General features: G+C 45.3%; 6 protein-coding genes and 1 pseudogene. All 7 read left to right on the forward strand.

The features are described from left to right. The first annotated feature begins 62 nt into the window (after positions 1-62). The 7 genes and pseudogenes from DW083_RS14780 to DW083_RS14815 all read left to right on the forward strand — a co-directional run bounded on the left by DW083_RS14780 (position 63) and on the right by DW083_RS14815 (position 18139). Positions 63-4145 (forward strand): hybrid sensor histidine kinase/response regulator transcription factor, encoded by a 4083-nt coding sequence (locus tag DW083_RS14780; RefSeq protein ID WP_122332897.1) that lies wholly within the window; start codon positions 63-65, stop codon positions 4143-4145. 945 nt (positions 4146-5090) lie between these two features. Beyond that, a pseudogene (locus tag DW083_RS23650) lies at positions 5091-8161 on the forward strand (SusC/RagA family TonB-linked outer membrane protein). Between the two features lie 26 nt (positions 8162-8187). Further along, on the forward strand, positions 8188-9810 hold the full coding sequence (locus tag DW083_RS14795) for a RagB/SusD family nutrient uptake outer membrane protein (protein ID WP_115499411.1): 1623 nt from the start codon (positions 8188-8190) through the stop codon (positions 9808-9810). Positions 9811-9878: 68 nt separating this feature from the next. Continuing rightward, positions 9879-10985: a basic secretory protein-like protein gene (locus tag DW083_RS14800; protein ID WP_122332898.1), complete on the forward strand. Its 1107-nt coding sequence runs from the start codon at positions 9879-9881 to the stop codon at positions 10983-10985. Positions 10986-11008: 23 nt separating this feature from the next. Then, positions 11009-13336, forward strand: a complete 2328-nt coding sequence (locus DW083_RS14805; RefSeq protein WP_122332899.1) for a GH92 family glycosyl hydrolase — start codon at positions 11009-11011, stop codon at positions 13334-13336. 17 nt (positions 13337-13353) lie between these two features. Next, positions 13354-15642, forward strand: a complete 2289-nt coding sequence (locus DW083_RS14810) for a GH92 family glycosyl hydrolase (RefSeq protein ID WP_115499408.1) — start codon at positions 13354-13356, stop codon at positions 15640-15642. A 172-nt stretch (positions 15643-15814) separates the two neighbouring features. Then, positions 15815-18139: a GH92 family glycosyl hydrolase gene (locus tag DW083_RS14815; protein WP_122332900.1), complete on the forward strand. Its 2325-nt coding sequence runs from the start codon at positions 15815-15817 to the stop codon at positions 18137-18139. The last annotated feature ends 63 nt before the right edge of the window (positions 18140-18202 follow it).

Genomic DNA, 18202 nt, shown 5'->3' on the forward strand with positions numbered 1-18202 from the left:
GAAAATATTTTTCGTTGTCATTCAAATGATATTCTTATATTTGTAGTCAAATAACCGTTATTATGAATTTATCCATTATCAAAACTGGGTCTGAATATGTAGTACTTTTCCGTTGGGTCAAGTCTGCAATTGCCTGTATTGCTTTGTTTTCCTTTCCACTGTCTGCCGAAATATCCCTGCATTTGGCCCATAATATCGATCTGTCCAATAATGCGATTCTCGAAATGTACCAGGATGAGAACGGGTATATGTGGATCGGTACTTATGACGGTTTGAACCTGTACAATGGCAAAAATACGTATGTATTCCGCTTCGAGCCGAATAATAAATATACCTTATGCAGTAATATTATTAATAAAATCACTTATGGCGGGGAGGGATATTTATGGGTGTCGACCTCGATGGGCTTGAACCGTTTTGCATTGAAGGACCGGAAAGTGACGGAGTCTTATACGGAATACCCGGAATGCCTGAATGTGGCGGCCGATTCGATGGGTAATACATTGATCGTAAAGCAAAAGGATTTTATCTCTTGCTATTCTCCGGCAAAAGGTTCTTTTCAGGATGTGCATATGCAAGGAATGAATGAGGGGGATGTTAAAGTTTTGTTCGCAGTCGGGGAAAAACAGTTTTGTCTCCTGACCGGAGATGGCTGCCTGAAGGAGGTTCGTCCTGATTTCGAGTCGCTTCCGATTACGCTGAACATAAAAGACGATATTATCCATGATAAGGAAGTGGACCGTGCCTATTATGTGAGCGATATTCTCTATTTCGTGGATGTGGATAACGGCCTTTATTCTTATAACATAAAAGACCGCAAGAAAAAGTACATTGCCGATCTGACCGGATGGATGGAACAATACGGCAAACTGTCGCGCATCGCTTTGTTTCATTCCGATGTCTATCTGGTTTTCAGGAATGGTCTTCTGCTGAATATCGACAGACCGGAAGATATACAGTCTTTTGATGTAAGCTTATTCTGCGCCTTGCCCGATCGTAAGCAGGATATCCTTTGGATTGGAACAGACGGGCAGGGGATTCAGATGTATTATGATAAATATAATCGTTTTTCAGGGATAAAACTGGAGAATCTGCCGATTGTCATGCGTAATCCGGTCCGGTCTATCTATACAGAGGACGAAAAAACGGTATGGTTCGGGACAAAAGGGAATGGATTTGTCCGGGTGGAAGACTACGATTCGTATGGTAAAGGGAAAATACCGGCTGATAAGATCACTCATTTTACGACGGCAAACGGTTTGGCCAGTGACCGTGTTTATTGTTTTCGCAAAAGCGATTATTATCCCTGGGTTTGGATTGGAACGGAAGGTCCCGGATTATCCTATTATTCTTTACTGGACAAGAAAGTCCATACCTTAACCGGCAATGCCGATACCAAGATCCGCTATGTCCATGCGATCCGGGAAGTGAATGATTCGACGCTTTGGCTGGCTACGACCGGATACGGGGTATTGGAAGTTAAATTAGATAAAGGAAAGAATGAGCCTTCTATTAAATATGTGGAATCGTTTGTTTTGGAAAAGGATGGAAAGATTTGCAATGAGTTTCATTCCATGAATTACGATGATGAGACTTCCATGCTTTATTTGGGAAGTCGTGGCGGATATGGACTGGTCTGCTTCAACCTGATTAGCAAACAGTATGAGTTTATTCCGATGAATAATGCCGGCAACCGGGCTGTCGGCGATGTGCTTTGCATGTGCTATAGCCAGGATTCGACATTCTATTTGGGAGCCAGTTCGGGGATGACTCAAATGAAGTTGCACGCCAATAATCTGGCCGAAGTCCATCAATACAGCAAGGCCGACGGTATGAAAAACGATATGGTCCATGGTATCCTTGAAGATCCGGACGGCTGTATCTGGCTGAGCACCAATAAAGGCCTTACCAAGTATAATCCCCATAACCGTTTCTTCCATAACTATGGAAGTCCGGATTTGCCGGTGACGGAATTTTCGGATGATGCCTATTGGGAATGTCCTTATACCGGAAAATTGTTTTTTGGAGGAATAAACGGGTTGGTGTGGGTGGACCCGCAGAATGACCGGCAGGAAAATTATAAGCCGGACCTGCATTTCTTTGAACTGAAGATGGGAGATGAGACACATGGTTTGTACGATTATGTAACGGACCAGAAAACCGGTTATGTGACTATACCTCCCGACATCTCCACTTTCTCGATATCTTTTGTGGCGACAGACTATATACACGGGGAAAATTATGAATATTCGTACCTGTTGGAAAACTATAATACTTCGTGGACCGAACTTCAAAAAGACAACCAGGTCTCTTTTACGAAACTGCCTTATGATAATTATGTATTGAAAGTCCGTTATAAGAATGATGTCTTCGATTCGGATGCAAAGGAATACTTATTGCATATACGGGTGTTGCCACCCTGGTATCTTAGTACCTGGGCCTTGTCTATCTACTGTTTGTTGTTTATGGCTGTCTGTTCCGGTATTTTTTGTTGGGTACGTTTCCGGATATCGAAAAAGCAGTCTGAGGTAGCCCGGAAAATCAGGGAAGAGCAGAAGGAGCAACTGTATGAAGCGAAACTGAATTTCTTTGCCAATATCACACATGAACTCTGTACGCCTCTCACTTTGATTAACGGAGTGAATGATTATATCAAAGGTGCTGCCGGACGGTCGGCGGATGGAAAATTGGAGAAGTATGCCCGTATCTTGGGCGAAAACGTGACAAGTCTGAATGAACTGATACAGGAAATTCTGGATTTCAGAAAGATCGAAGAAGCCGGATTCAGCCGTCTGCATATTAAAAAGGTATCCGTTAGCAGCTTGGTTCAAAAGCAGTGTGAATTGTTTATGCCTGTGGCTGAACAGAATAATATCAGCTTTACGGTTTCCGGCTTGGATGCTCCCCTTTATTGGAATACGGATGTTGCCGGTTTGAAGACAATTATGAGAAACCTGGTGTCGAATGCTTTTAAATATACGAAACGGGACGGGACGGTTCGTGTTTCTGTCCGGACGGAAAACGGCTCTTTAATCATACAGGTCTACAATACGGGAAAAGGGATAGGGGAGTCTGACTTGCAAACAATATTCGACCGCTTCCGCATCTTGGGTGATCTGGAGGTGAATAATTATACCCAGATGACATCCCGCAACGGATTGGGCCTTTTTATCTGCCATAGTCTGGTGCAATTGTTGCGTGGAGAAATAAAGGTGGATAGTAAAGAAGGCGAATATGCCGAGTTTACGGTTATTCTGCCTCTTCTGGAAGCAGAAGAGGAGAGCGTAGAAGAGGAAACGCTGGAAAAAAGCGGGCAAACTGCTGTTTCGACGGTTGTACAACCGTCTGCTTCGCCTGTTACAGGCGAAGCAGCTGTGAAGACCGATAAGCCGGTTATATTAGTGGTAGACGACAATCGGGATATCGTCTGGCTGATAAAAGAAACATTGTCTTCCGAATATACGGTGTTGGAAGCGTTCCGTGCAGAAGAGGCGCTGACTTTGATGGACCGGCAATCACCGGATCTGATTATTACGGATATCATGATGCCGAGTATGGACGGGTTTGAATTTATCAGTCGTCTTAAAGCGGATAAGTTTACCCGCCATATACCTTTAATAATAGTCTCGGCTAAAGTCTCGGATCGTGAACAGGCGGAAGGCCTGGATCTGGGTGCGGATGCTTATCTGACCAAGCCGTTCTCTGCCGTCGTGCTCCATTCCGTTGTGAACCGGTTGATGGCGACTAAAAAGGAACTGAAAGACTACTATTATTCGCCGGAAAGCGCCTATGAGCAGTCCGGTGGGCAGTTGATCCACCAGGAGGATAAAGAGTTTATGGATTCTGTTACGGCTATTATCCGGGATAATCTTACCCAGGAGGCATTGCGGCCCGAATTTATTGCAGATAAGTTGGGCATGAACTCCCGTGCGCTGTATCGCCGTTTCAAAAAGATTTCGCCATTGACGCCGACCGATTTTATCAAGGATTACCGCTTGACGCATGCCGCCCAGCTTTTGGTCACAACCAATTTGAGTGTCCAGGAAATCATTTACCAGGTCGGCATCTCCAATAAGTCCTATTTCTATCGCGAGTTCTCTCAAAAATACCAGATGACTCCGCGCCAATATCGGCAGAGGGAATAGGGGGTTATTGTAAAAAACGTATTTTTTAGGTCCGAAAGGCATCCGAAACCAAACAAATGTTAATCCGCTTTTTTGACCTCAAAAAGGGACTTTTTCCTCTTTTTTGAATGTTTTCAGTCATTACGACCGTCCTCTTTGCCACCACGACCGTGCTAATGTGTAGTGCACTCGGCACCTCGCGAAGATTAGGACGGTCGTAATGGCGATTATGACCGTCCTAATTGGAAAGAGGACCGTTTTCATGGCAAAAAAGCACCTGAATTTCCTTGGGATATTTGGGACGCCGTCCGTTTTATTTTCAAATATTCGATTCTCCGGGAGTTAAGCTTTATCACATTGACGCTGTTTTCGCCTTCTGGCAATCATACTGCCTGTTTTCCGGGACGGTCTCGGCACCTCGTTTCATTTGTTGTCAGCAAAGAATACTAAAATCAAGCAAAGAGTCAGTTCAAAATGAACCCATATTTTGGACGAAATAGAAAATGCTCCAAAAAAGGGCTTCTTGTATTTTTTGTTAATGGAATGTCCGGTCTTGGCATATTGGAGAAACGCATCATCCGGGGAGTCTCGTTTCGGATAGGAATGGTTAAAAATAAGTAGTAAGTGTTTGTGAATTGATAGTGTCCTGGTTGTCCAAAAGAGTGTCATAATTGACCAGCGGTTGATTTTGATACTCTTTTGGTGTTTCAGTGTTACTACGAATGTGTTAAGATCAAGTAATATTGCCATCGAAATACAAAAATTAATGAATGCCTTGATTGGTAAAGATATTCCCAATATTATTATGTATTATGTGTTAAAAATTAAAAAGCAAAAAAGATGAATGAATCTAAACTATTATCTCCATGTGGGATAGTGAAGGCCTCAGCCTTATGTTTGCTAATGTCTGCTTTTTCTGCTCATGCAGCGTTTGCTGTTCCGGTTTCGGCATCGGATGGCAATGTCATGGTGGCGCAGCAGGGTAAGACGATAACAGGCGTCGTAAATGACGAATTAGGTCCGGTTGCCGGAGCTAACATCGTTGTGAAAGGTACTACAAACGGTACGATGACAGACATGGATGGACATTTCTCCATCTCGAATGTTCCTGCGGGGGCTGTACTGCAAATTTCTTTTATCGGTTACCTGACTCAGGAGGTTAAAGTCGGAAACCAGTCTACTATTACTGTACTCTTGAAAGAGGATTCCCAGACATTGGATGAAGTAGTGGTAGTCGGTTATGGTACGATGCGTAAATCCGACTTAACAGGTTCTATCTCTACGGCTAAAGGTGAAGAAATCATCAAAACGCAATCGTTCAATGCCCTCGATGGTTTGAAAGGTAAAGTAGCCGGTGTGAACATTTTCTCCAATACCGGACAGCCGGGTGGTGAAATGCGTGTTGTTATTCGTGGTGTGTCCACGATCCAGGCATCTTCCTCTCCTTTGTATGTTGTCGACGGTGTGGTTATGTCTGACTTCCAGTTACTCAACCCGAATGACATTCAGTCTATCGAAGTTTTGAAAGATGCATCTTCCGCAGCAATCTACGGTGCTCGTGGTGCGAACGGTGTTGTTTTGGTAACTACCAAGCGTGGTGACGGAGGCAAAGGCGTTCATATCTCTTACGATGGTTCTGTTTCGGTCGGTACGATGGCTAAACAGATGGATGTGATGGATTCTTATGAATGGATGGCTGCTTTCAAGCAAGGTTTGGAAAATGCCAATGCATGGCAGGGTAAGAATTTTACCACTGATTTGTCTCAGATATTTACAGACGAGCGTTTGTTTAATGCTGACGGCTCTCCTAAATATAATACAAACTGGCAGGATGAAGCTTCCCGTACGGCTGTTTCCCACAACCATCAGATCAGTATCCAGCGCGCAGGTGACGGCTCTTCAGTCGGAGCATTCATCAACTATACTGACCAGGAAGGTATTTTGCTTAATTCTTATTTCAAACGTATCAATGCGAAATTGGCGTATGACGACAAACCAACGAAATGGCTGTCTACTTCAGTGAATTTGTTGGTGAACCATACATGGGGTAACCGTACTTCCGATAACCCTTACGGACAGGGAGCTTTGCGTACGATGCTCGAACAGTTGCCGTTCTTGCCGGTTAAGCTGGATGGTGAATATACGCAGACTAATATCATTAGAACGACTGCTATCTTGAATGACAAGGATAATCCTAACAGCGGTACTCAAGGATTTAGTCCGGAACCAGTCGGTAACCCGGTTGAATTGTTGAAAAATATGTACGCTATGCAATACCGTACGAAAATCTTCGGTAATGCAGCCCTTACATTCCATTTGTTGAAAGGGTTGGATTTGAAGACACAGTTCGGTGTGGACTACCAGAACAGCCGTGACGCCAATTACACTCCGTTCACTCCGCGTCCTATGATCAACCAGAATTCCGAGGTTATGCTTCTGCAAGTAATTCAAACGCTTTCTACTGGCAGGAAGAAACCTATATGAACTATTCTACGTTGTTGGATAAGCATTCTATCAATGCCATGCTCGGTTTGTCTTGGCAGGGACGTGAATATACATCTTTCAATGCTTCCGACAGTAAGTTTACGGATGACTTCTATGGTTATTACAACTTGGGCAAAGGTACGGACCGTCCGGGCGTAGGCAGTGACTATGACAAATGGACAATGAACTCATACTTCCTCCGTTTGGCTTATTCTTATGACAATAAGTATATGGCAACAGTGACCGGACGTTATGATGGTTCTTCCAAGTTCGGGTCCGGTAATAAGTATGCGTTCTTCCCGTCTGTCGGTTTAGGTTGGTTGATGTCCCGTGAAAGTTTCCTGGAAGACAATCCGACTATCAGCAAGTTGAAACTGCATACTTCTTATGGTTTGACCGGTAACTCTGAAATCGGTACATATCGTTCTTTGGCTACAGTAAGCCAGTCTACTACGATTATCGGTGATGCTTTGCATATGGTTTCTTATTTGGACAATATGCCGAACTCTAAGTTGAAATGGGAAAAGACCGGTCAGTTTGACTTTGGTGTTGAACTTGGTTTGTTTAAGGATCGTTTGAGCTTTGATGTATCCGGTTATTACAAATATACATCGGATTTGTTGCTTGACCGTCCGGTTCCGGAATCAACAGGTTATTCTTCAATCCTGGATAATGTCGGAGCTGTATCCAACCGTGGTGTCGATATCCTGGTTACTGCACATCCTATTCAAAATCATGATTTCCAATGGACTTCAACGATTAACTTAGGTTTCAACAGAAGCCGTGTTGAGAAATTGGATGAAAGTGCTTCTGTTGACCCGATTACAGGAAAACGCCAGATTACAACTGACGGTTTCGTAGGTTATGACATGCTTATCCGTGAAGGCGAACCGCTTTCTTCGTTCTACGGTTACAAACGTATCGGTATTTATGATGGCAAACCTGAAAACTGGGATCCGGAAACAATGAATGTTCCGTCTGTTATCGGTGAAAAAGTAACATCTAAAGACCGTACAATCATTGGTAACGGTTTACCTGACTGGACGGGATCTTTCGTCAATACGTTCAACTATAAGAATTTCGATTTGACGGTTGATTTTCAATATACATGGGGTGTTGATGTTATGCAGGAATATTACCACTCTACTGTGGCTCGTTTCCTGACTAACGGTCTTGACCGCATTTATCAGGATGCATGGCATCCGACTTTGAATCCGAACGGACAAGAACAGGCTCTTCGTCTGAACAACTTCGGTCAGGGTGCAAATAATGCAGCTGATGATGATTGGGTTGCCAATGGTGCTTATCTGCGTTGTAACATGATTCAGTTGGGTTATACATTTGATTCAAATCTGATCAAGTCGATTGGTTTGTCTTCTTTACGTCTGTATGCTAACGTGAATAATGCATTCTTGATCACTGCTTCGGATTATTTAGGATATGACCCGGACAACTCTTCTCGTTTAGGTGGTAACAACTGGGGTGCTAACCGTCAGTTCTTTACTTATCCGCGTCCGAGAACATTCATGTTTGGTGTTAATGTTGCATTTTAATCAGTCAAAAATAATATAAGATCATTATGAAACTAAAGAAAAGATATATTTCATTATTGTGCATCTGCTCGTTGGCCATGAGTTCATGTGACAGCTTCCTGGAAGAGAAGCCATTGGACCAGAAAGATTCAAATCAGTTCTGGCAGACTGCAGCTGATGCTGAAACCGGTGTGAACGCATTGTATTTCGGTGGTGTGCCTTATCTGCACAATACAGGTGGCGGTTGGACCCCTAAAGCAACTTGTTGGGGTGGTATTATTTCAGGTTTGTATGTTGACAGACGTAAAGACCGTCAGTTTACAAATGCATCGGAAGGTTGTAATTTCAATGTTGCATCATTTGAAGACCAGGCCATGAGCTATTGGCATGAGTTCTACAAAGGTATCTCTCGTGCAAATTTCGTGATTGCCAATGTCCCGAATATGACGGGCGTTCTGAGCGAAGAGACGATCAAGTATTATGTGGCACAGGGTAAATTCTTCCGTGCGTATGCTTATTTCTGGTTGGTAAAGGAATTTGGAGATGTGCCTTATATTTCTGAACCTTATACTTCTCCGGATGGAATCTTTAAAGAACGTATTCCGGCTGCTGAAGTTTACGGCTATATCGAACAGGATTTGCTTGACATCGTAAACAATAATGGTTTGCCTAATAAGGCATTCTACGATAATGGTTGCTATGCAACTCTTCCGATGGCCCAGACTCTGTTGGCACAAGTCTATCTGCAAAGAGCAGGAGCTCCGCTTAACGGTGGAGATGCTGATTATGCAAAGGCAGCTCAGATGGCATTGAAGGTGGTCGAAGGTGGCCAGCACGCCTTGGTTCAGGCTGGTGGTAGCAGTGATGATCTCAATTCGGCATTTAATGTGATCAAGACGACAAAATCATCTAACGAGATCATTTATGCAAAAGAGTATAACTATACCAACCATAAAGTAGGTAACTCTTATGCTGCCCATTCGATGGGATCAGATGCTTCTCAGTGGAAAGATGCGAATGGTAGTGCAATTTTCCATCCGGGTGGCGACGTTCTGGAAAACATTTATCTGCCCTGTGACATGATTGTAAACAGTTATGATCCGGCCGATATCCGTGGACATGAAAAGCAATTCTTCTTCAGAGAATATACAGATGCTACAGGTGTTAGTCATCAATTGAATAATATTGGTAACTGGGCTTGGTTTGATGAAAAATCTTTGATGGAAGGTCATGACGGCGACTACAATATGCCGATGTTCCGTTATTCGGAAGTCTTGTTGATCGCAGCTGAAGGTTTGGCTCGTACAGGTCAGGAAAGCGCTGCGTTAGGTTATCTCAACCAGGTGCGTAATCGTGCAGGTCTGGCAAATGAAACAGCAACAGGTGACGCTTTGATCCAGTCAATCTTGACAGAACGTTTGCATGAATTCCCATTGGAATTTAAAGTTTGGGATGATATCCGCCGTACTCGTTTGTATCCGGAAGAAGTCGGTGCACAATCCGGTAAGTTGAATTGGGTTCCCCTTACTTCAGCTAAGATCCAGAATAAACCTGACGGACAGATCCGGGTAGGTGCTATTCCTGAATATGCATTGTTATGGCCGATTCCGTTGGATGAAATGCAGGCTAACCCGGCATTGCAGGGACATCAGAATCCTGGATGGAATTAGTCTATTTTAATTTGTTTTTCTAACTTTGGAGAGTGAACAGTATATTGCTTAATTTTAATAGTTGTGTTATGAAAATAAGTATATTTATATCGATAAGTTTATTATTGTGTTCTTGTCAGACCAAATTACCGGTAAATGTCCCCGAACTGTCGGATGGAAATCCGACCACTTGTTTTGTTGGGACGAAGGGAGTTAATAAGGTTGTTTTTGAAGAGCAATGTACTGTTCCTGTCCAGAGTTATAAAATTTATTCGTCCGGCGAAACACCAGCCCACGATCCGGCTGCCTGGACATTGAAGGGATCGTATGACGGAAAGAATTGGGTGGTGGTAGACGAACGGAAAGACCAGAAGTTTTGTTCCCGCTACCAGGAAATCCTTTGTTCGATAGCCAAACCTTCCAACTATAAACAATATATGCTGGAAGCCAGTACCGAAACAGGCGATACACTGGTTTTGGGCGATGTATTATTATATGATACGAATTTGAATGCAAACTGGGAAAGCTTTAAGTATCCCAATGTTGATTTTGAAGTGTTGGACCCTGATACAAAAGGGGCTTCAATTTATACCGGCCTCGTGCAAGATCCTGACGAGTATATCCGGTACCATGCCCGTAAAGTGGCAGAGATTTTGTTCTATACGGCCAAAGACACAATGAACGACGTGCAGAAAATCGAGTACACGTTGAAGGACTATGACGGTGTGTCGGCTAAAGGTGGTAATCCGCCTGTCATCTCGATTGTTTATAGCACGCAACATATCGAGAAATCGGCAAACGAATCGCTGTATAAACTCGATTTTGAAACACGTGGCGTTTTGTATCACGAATTGGTACACGCTTATCAGTTTGAACCGAAAGGAATCGGTTCCTACTCAACAAACAAGACATTTTGGGCTTGTATCGAAGGTATGGCGGATGCAGTCCGCGCACAGGCTGGATATTTCGATATGAGTACCCGTAAACCGGGTGGTAACTGGATGGACGGTTATCGTACGACCGGTTTCTTTATCCAGTGGCTGACAACCAAAGATCCGGATGCGATCCGGAAATTCCACGAGACTGTCCGCGACATCGATGAATGGAGCTTCGACAAAGCGATCAAGAGTATCTTCGGCGAAGAGAGCAGCATTGAAAGCATGTGGGATGAATACCAAGCTTTTTTGTCAAAATAAGAATATAAACAGATAATGATATCATGAAAAAGACGATCCTTTTATTTTCCGCCTTATTGGCTTTTGGCGGTTTGTCCGCACAGGATAAATCTTCTTTGGTCAACCCGATCATCGGGACAAACGGGATGGGGCATACGTTTCCGGGGGCTTGTGTGCCTTTCGGACTGGTGCAGTTGAGTCCCGATACAGACACGATCCCTCATAATATAGATGGTAAATACCAGCCCCGCGTATATGAATACTGTGCAGGTTACCAGCATAAGGACAGCAGTATTGTCGGGTTCAGCCATACGCATTTCAGCGGAACAGGACATTCCGACCTGGGCGATATCCTGATTATGCCGACGACCGGTGCTTTGAAACTGAACCCGGGTACAGCCACAAATCCTGATGGCGGCTATCGTTCCCGCTTTTCACACGAGACGGAAATATCCCGTCCCGGCTACTATGAAGTGATGCTGGCGGATTACGGTGTAAAAGCACAGCTGACGACCACCAAACGGGTAGGAGTCCATAAATATACATTCCCGAAAGAGGCAAAGAACCAGCGGATCGTCCTGGATATGATTCATGGCATATATAACTATGATGGGAAAGTCCTGTGGACCAATATCCGTGTCGAAAATGATACATTAATCACCGGCTACCGGATTACGAACGGATGGGCGCGTACCAATTATACCTATTTTGCCATGTCTTTCTCCAAACCGGTCATACATTATGGCTGCGATGAAAAGGCGAAGGTCGACTACCGGGGCGGATACGGTAAGTTTAATATGAAAGAAAACTTTCCGGATATAGGCGGACGCAAGATTGTAGCTTATTTTGATTTTGATCCGGCCGCATCCGAAGAATTAGAGGTAAAGGTGGCTCTTTCCGGCGTGAGTGCTGCCGGCGCTTTAAAGAATTTGCAGGCCGAAGCATCCGGCTATAGCTTCGATCAATTGGCTGCCCGGGCAAATGAAACCTGGAATAAGGAGTTATCCGTTATCGAGGCGAACGGCAGTGAAGACCAGTTGGCAATGCTTTACACTTCCCTCTATCATACGATGATCAATCCTTGCGTATATACCGATGTTGACGGTCAGTATCGTGGATTGGATCATAATATTCACCAGGCTGACGGTTTCACGAACTATACGGTCTTTTCCGTTTGGGACACCTACCGTGCCCTGCATCCGTTGTTTAATATTATCAATCGCCAGGTCAATACGGATATCGCCCGTTCCATGCTGAAGCATTGCGAACAGAGTGTACATAAGGCTTTGCCTATCTGGAGCCATATGGCGAATGAAAACTGGTGTATGATCGGGTATCACTCCGTTTCCGTTCTGGCAGATGCGGTTGCCAAAGGTCTTCCGTTGGATAAAGACGAGGTGTTGAAGGCAATGGTGAGCAGTTCGACTATCCCTTATCTGGATGGGACCGGCGAATATATGCAAAAAGGATATGTCGCACTCGACCATAACGGCAGTGCTGCATCTTTGACACTCGAATACGCTTATGACGACTGGACAATCTATCATACGGCGCTTTTGGCCGGAAACCGTGAAGTGGCCGAGACATATAAGAAACGGGCTACCAATTATGCGAATGTATTCGATACCGGCATTGGTTATGCCCGCCCCCGTTATGCAGACGGCCGGTGGAAGGAAAACTTCAACCTGTTGAGTACGCATGGTGAAGGCTTTATAGAAGGAAATGCCTTGAACTATTCTTTTTACGTGCCGCAGGATGTGGATAATATGATCCGCCTGATGGGAGGAGACAAGTCGTTTGTGTCTAAGCTCGACTCCCTGTTCACGATGCATCTGCCGGCTGAATTTTTTGCCGATACGGAAGATGTGACGGAAGAGGGATTGCTGGGTGGTTATGTGCATGGCAACGAACCGAGTCATCACATCCCGTTCCTGTATGTCTGGACTTCTCAACCTTGGAAGACGCAGTACTGGCAGCGTGAGATTATGAACAAGATGTATCGCAACAATATCGACGGCTTGTGCGGTAATGATGATTGCGGGCAGATGTCTGCCTGGTATATCCTGTCTGCGATGGGATTCTATCCGGTTTGTCCGGGAACAGACCAATATGTATTGGGTGCTCCTTTCCTTCCTTATATGAAGGTGACGTTGGAAAATGGCAAGACTTTTGAGGTCAGGGCTGATAAGGTAAGTGACAGGAACCGCTATGTCAAGTCGGTAAAACTGAATGGCAAACCTTATACGAAAGGCTATATCACCCAGCAGGATATTATGGATGGCGGTACGCTGACATTCGAAATGACGTCGTCTCCGAATAAAAAACGTATTTTTATGGGTACAGATAAGCCCTATTCTCAGTCTACTAATTAATTAAACATATTCTATCCATGAAAAAGTTATTTATTTTAGCGATTACGCTTTGCAGCAGCCTCTTTACTGCGGTGGCGGCTGACAAGACGGAGCTGGTGGATTACGTCAATCCGCTGGTCGGAAGCCAGTCGAAAATATCCCTGTCGACGGGAAATACCTATCCGGCGATTGCCCTGCCTTGGGGTATGAATTTCTGGATGCCCCAGACTGGAAAGATGGGAGATGGTTGGGCTTACACATACGATGCTGATAAAATCCGTGGTTTTAAACAGACTCACCAGCCCAGTCCCTGGATCAACGACTATGGTCAGTTTGCCATTATGCCGATTACCGGTAAGGTAGTATTCGACCAGGACAAGCGTGCCAGTTGGTTCTCACACAAGGCAGAGGTGGCAAAACCCAATTATTACCGGGTGTATCTGGCCGATCATGATGTCGTGACGGAAATCGCGCCGACAGAACGCGCTGCCATGTTCCGTTTTACATTCCCCGAAACGGACAAGTCTTATGTGATTGTGGATGCTTTCGACCGTGGTTCCTATATCAAGATCATTCCGGAAGAGAACAAGATTATCGGTTATACAACCCGTAACAGCGGCGGTGTTCCTAAGAACTTCCGTAACTATTTTGTAGTTGTATTCGATAAACCGTTTACTTATAAGGCTACTGTCGGCGACAGCGAAATTCGCAAAGGCGAGACAGAAGCGCAAGAAAACCATACCGGTGCCATTATCGGTTTCTCTACTCATAAGGGCGAGATCGTACATGCCCGTGTCGCTTCTTCCTTTATCAGCCCCGAACAGGCTGAACTGAACCTGAAGGAATTGGGCGACCGTTCGTTCGATCAGATTGTAGATGCAGGCCGCCAGGTTTGGAACGAGACGCTGGGACGCATCGCAGTAGAAGATAACGACGTGGACAAATTGCGTACATTCTATTCCTGCCTGTACCGTTCGCTGCTTTTCCCGCGCAGTTTCTATGAACTGGACGCAAACGGTAAAGTCGTGCACTACAGCCCGTATAACGGAGAAGTGTTGCCGGGTTATATGTTTACCGATACCGGTTTCTGGGATACTTTCCGTTGCCTGTTCCCGTTCCTGAACCTGATGTATCCGTCTATGAATACGAAGATGCAGGAAGGTCTTGTCAACGCATATAAGGAGAGCGGTTTCCTTCCCGAATGGGCGAGCCCGGGTCATCGCGGCTGTATGGTCGGCAACAACTCGGCTTCAATTGTTGCGGATGCTTACCTGAAAGGGCTTCGCGGATATGATATCGAAACGCTGTGGGAAGCTGTCGTACATGGCGCCAACAACGTACATCCGAAGATTTCGTCTACCGGACGTCTGGGATATAAATATTACAATGAATTGGGATATGTGCCTTATGATGTAAAGATCAATGAAAGTGCAGCCCGCACGCTGGAATATGCTTACGACGACTGGGCTATCTACAAACTGGGCCAGGCTTTAGGCAAGCCGGAATCGGAAATTGCTATATTCGCAAAACACGCGATGAACTATAAGAACCTGTTCGACAAGGAGACCAAGCTGATGCGTGGACGTAATGCAGACGGCACGTTCCAGTCTCCGTTCAACCCGCTGAAGTGGGGGGATGCCTTTACGGAAGGAAATAGCTGGCATTATACTTGGTCTGTATTCCATGACCCGCAGGGATTGATCGATCTGATGGGAGGAAAGACCGGCTTCAACGCAATGATGGATTCTGTCTTCAATGTTCCGCCTTTGTTCGATGACAGCTATTATGGCGGCGTGATCCATGAGATCCGTGAAATGCAGATTATGAACATGGGTAACTATGCACATGGCAACCAGCCGATCCAGCACATGATATATATGTATAACTATTCCGGTGAACCCTGGAAGGCTCAATATTGGGCGCGTGAAGTGATGGATAAACTCTATTTCGCTACTCCTGACGGCTATTGCGGGGATGAAGACAATGGCCAGACTTCCGCCTGGTATGTTTTCTCCGCTTTAGGTTTCTATCCGGTTTGTCCGGGTTCGGACCAGTATATCTTAGGTTCTCCTCTCTTCAAGGGTGTCACCCTGAACCTGGAGAATGGCAAGAAGGTTGTGATCAAGGCTGGCAACAACAGTCAGGCAAACCGTTATATCTCGGCCATGAAGGTCAACGGTAAAAACTATACGAAGAACTACCTGACACATGGCGATATGCTGCGTGGCATGACGGTCAACTATACAATGTCACCTGTTCCGAATCAGAACCGGGGTACGCAGGACAGCGATGCGCCTTACTCATTCTCTAAAGAATTGGGTAAATAATAAGAATGTCTATATATTAGCTGAAAGAATTAATATTAACATAAGCACTTAATTATAATAGGACTTTCGGCTATAATTATAATTAGGCACGGATTATGCGGATTGCACGGTATTGGAAATATCTTTAAACTGTGGAATCCGTGAAATCCGTGCCTAAAATAATTTATTTGATATGAAAGCAAGAATCAGTATTTTAGTTGCCATGTCATGTCTGGCACTCTCCGGCATGGCCCAAAATGAGAAACTGACGGAATATGTCAGGCCATTAGTGGGAACTGACGGTTTTGGTAATGTATATCCCGGGGCGCAGATCCCGTTCGGCGGTATCCAGATTAGTCCTGATACGGACGACAAGTACTACGATGCGGCGGCCGGATATAAATATAACCATACTTCCATCCAAGGATTCAGCCTGACGCATCTCAGCGGAACGGGGATTCCCGACTTGGGCGATTTCCTGTTTATCCCGGGAACCGGGGAGATGAAGCTGGAACCGGGAAGCCGGGAAAATCCCGATGAGGGTTATCGATCCCGCTATACGCATGATAAAGAGTGGGCGTCCCCGAATTATTATGCCGTCCAATTACTGGATTATGGGGTAAAAGCGGAAATGACCTCCGGATTGCGGAGTGGAATGTTACGGTTTACCTATCCGAAGTCGGACAAGTCTTTTATCATGATCGATATGGATCATACCTTATGGCAGAAATGTGAATGGGCTAATCTGCGTATTGAGAACGATTCGACCCTGACAGGCTATAAGTTGGTGAAAGGGTGGGGGCCGGAACGCCATATTTATTTTACCGCGGTCTTTTCCAAAAAGTTGGACGGCCTGCGCATCATGCAGGATAAAAAGCCAGTGATCTATAACACGTCCCGTTTCAGGAGTGATCGCGAGGCGTGGGGGAAAAAACTGATGGCTTGCCTTTCTTTTGCAACGGAAGAGGGAGAGGTGGTGACAGTAAAGACTTCAGTTTCTTCGGTCAGCACAGCCGGAGCCATGCGGAATATGCAGGAACTGGACGGCTTGACATTCGACGGCCTGAAAGATAAAGGCGTGGATCTGTGGGAAAAAGAATTGCAGAAGTATCGGGTAACGGCAGACCGGAAAACAAAAGAGACCTTCTATACCTCTGCCTATCATGCGGCCTTGCATCCCTTTGTATTCCAGGATTCCGACGGCAGCTTCAGAGGGTTGGACAAGAACATCGAACAGGCCAAAGGTTTTACGAACTATACGACTCTTTCCTTATGGGACACTTACCGGGCCTTGCATCCCTGGTTCAATCTGGTGCATCAGGATGTGAATGCCGATATAGCCAATTCCATGCTGGCTCATTACGACAAAAGTGTGGAAAAAATGCTGCCTGTCTGGTCTTTTTACGGCAATGAGACCTGGTGCATGATCGGTTATCATGCTGTCTCTGTGCTGGCAGATATGATTGTCAAAGGTGTGAAGGGCTTCGATTACGAACGGGCCTACGAAGCGATGAAGACGACGGCTCAAAACAAACATTATGATTGCCTGCCCGATTATATCCGTGATGGATATGTCCCGTTTGACAAAGAGGCCGAATCTGTTTCCAAGACACTGGAATATGCCTACGACGACTATTGCATTGCGCAGGCGGCTAAAGCTTTTGGGAAAACGGATGATTATCAGTATTTCCTGAACCGCTCTTTGTCTTACCAGACATTGATTGATCCGGAAACAAAATATATGCGCGGCCGTGACAGCCAGGGCAACTGGCGTACTCCGTTTTCTCCGATCGCTTATCAGGGACCGGGTTCGGTGAACGGATGGGGAGACATTACGGAAGGATTTACCATGCAATATACCTGGTCTGTCCCGCACGATGTACAGGGATATATCAACCTGGCCGGCAAGAAGCTTTTTGAGAAACGGCTGGATGAACTGTTTACGGTGGAACTGCCTGAAGATATCCCGGGTGCACACGATATTCAGGGACGTATCGGCGGTTACTGGCATGGGAACGAACCTTGCCATCACGTCGCCTATCTCTATAACTATCTGGGCCAGCCTTGGAAATGCCAGAAGTGGATACGCGAAATCGTCGACCGTTTTTATGGAAACGAACCGGGTTCGCTGAGCGGCAATGACGATTGCGGGCAGATGTCGGCCTGGTATATGTTCAACTGCGCCGGTTTTTATCCGGTGGCTCCGTCCAGCAACATCTATAATATAGGATCTCCATGTGTCGAGGCGCTCTCGATCCGGATGAGCAACGGGAAAGAGATCCGGATGACAACGGAAAACTGGTCCAAGGAGAATGTCTACGTAAAAGAATTGTATGTCAACGGCAAGAAGTACGATAAATCCTATCTGACCTACGAAGACGTGCAGCCCGGAATCACCCTGCATTTCGTCATGAGCAGCAAGCCGAACTACAAGCGCGCCACCTCCCTCAATGCCCGCCCGGCCTCACTGTCGACTCAGGGAAAGACGATGCTTTATCAGAAACCTGTTATAGAATAAGATGCAGGTATGGAGAAAACGCTGATTAAGCTGATTTTAACGGATCGCAATATTAAATCCGTT

This window comes from Parabacteroides sp. AF48-14, assembly GCF_003477465.1.
Lineage (GTDB): Bacteria > Bacteroidota > Bacteroidia > Bacteroidales > Tannerellaceae > Parabacteroides > Parabacteroides acidifaciens.

What these genes read in the sequence shown, in the direction of transcription:
- DW083_RS14780 (WP_122332897.1), top strand. Translation starts at nt 63, where the DNA reads ATGAATTTATCCATTATCAAAACTGGGTCTGAATATGTAGTACTTTTC.
- DW083_RS14795 (WP_115499411.1), top strand. Translation starts at nt 8,188, where the DNA reads ATGAAACTAAAGAAAAGATATATTTCATTATTGTGCATCTGCTCGTTG.
- DW083_RS14800 (WP_122332898.1), top strand. Translation starts at nt 9,879, where the DNA reads ATGAAAATAAGTATATTTATATCGATAAGTTTATTATTGTGTTCTTGT.
- DW083_RS14805 (WP_122332899.1), top strand. Translation starts at nt 11,009, where the DNA reads ATGAAAAAGACGATCCTTTTATTTTCCGCCTTATTGGCTTTTGGCGGT.
- DW083_RS14810 (WP_115499408.1), top strand. Translation starts at nt 13,354, where the DNA reads ATGAAAAAGTTATTTATTTTAGCGATTACGCTTTGCAGCAGCCTCTTT.
- DW083_RS14815 (WP_122332900.1), top strand. Translation starts at nt 15,815, where the DNA reads ATGAAAGCAAGAATCAGTATTTTAGTTGCCATGTCATGTCTGGCACTC.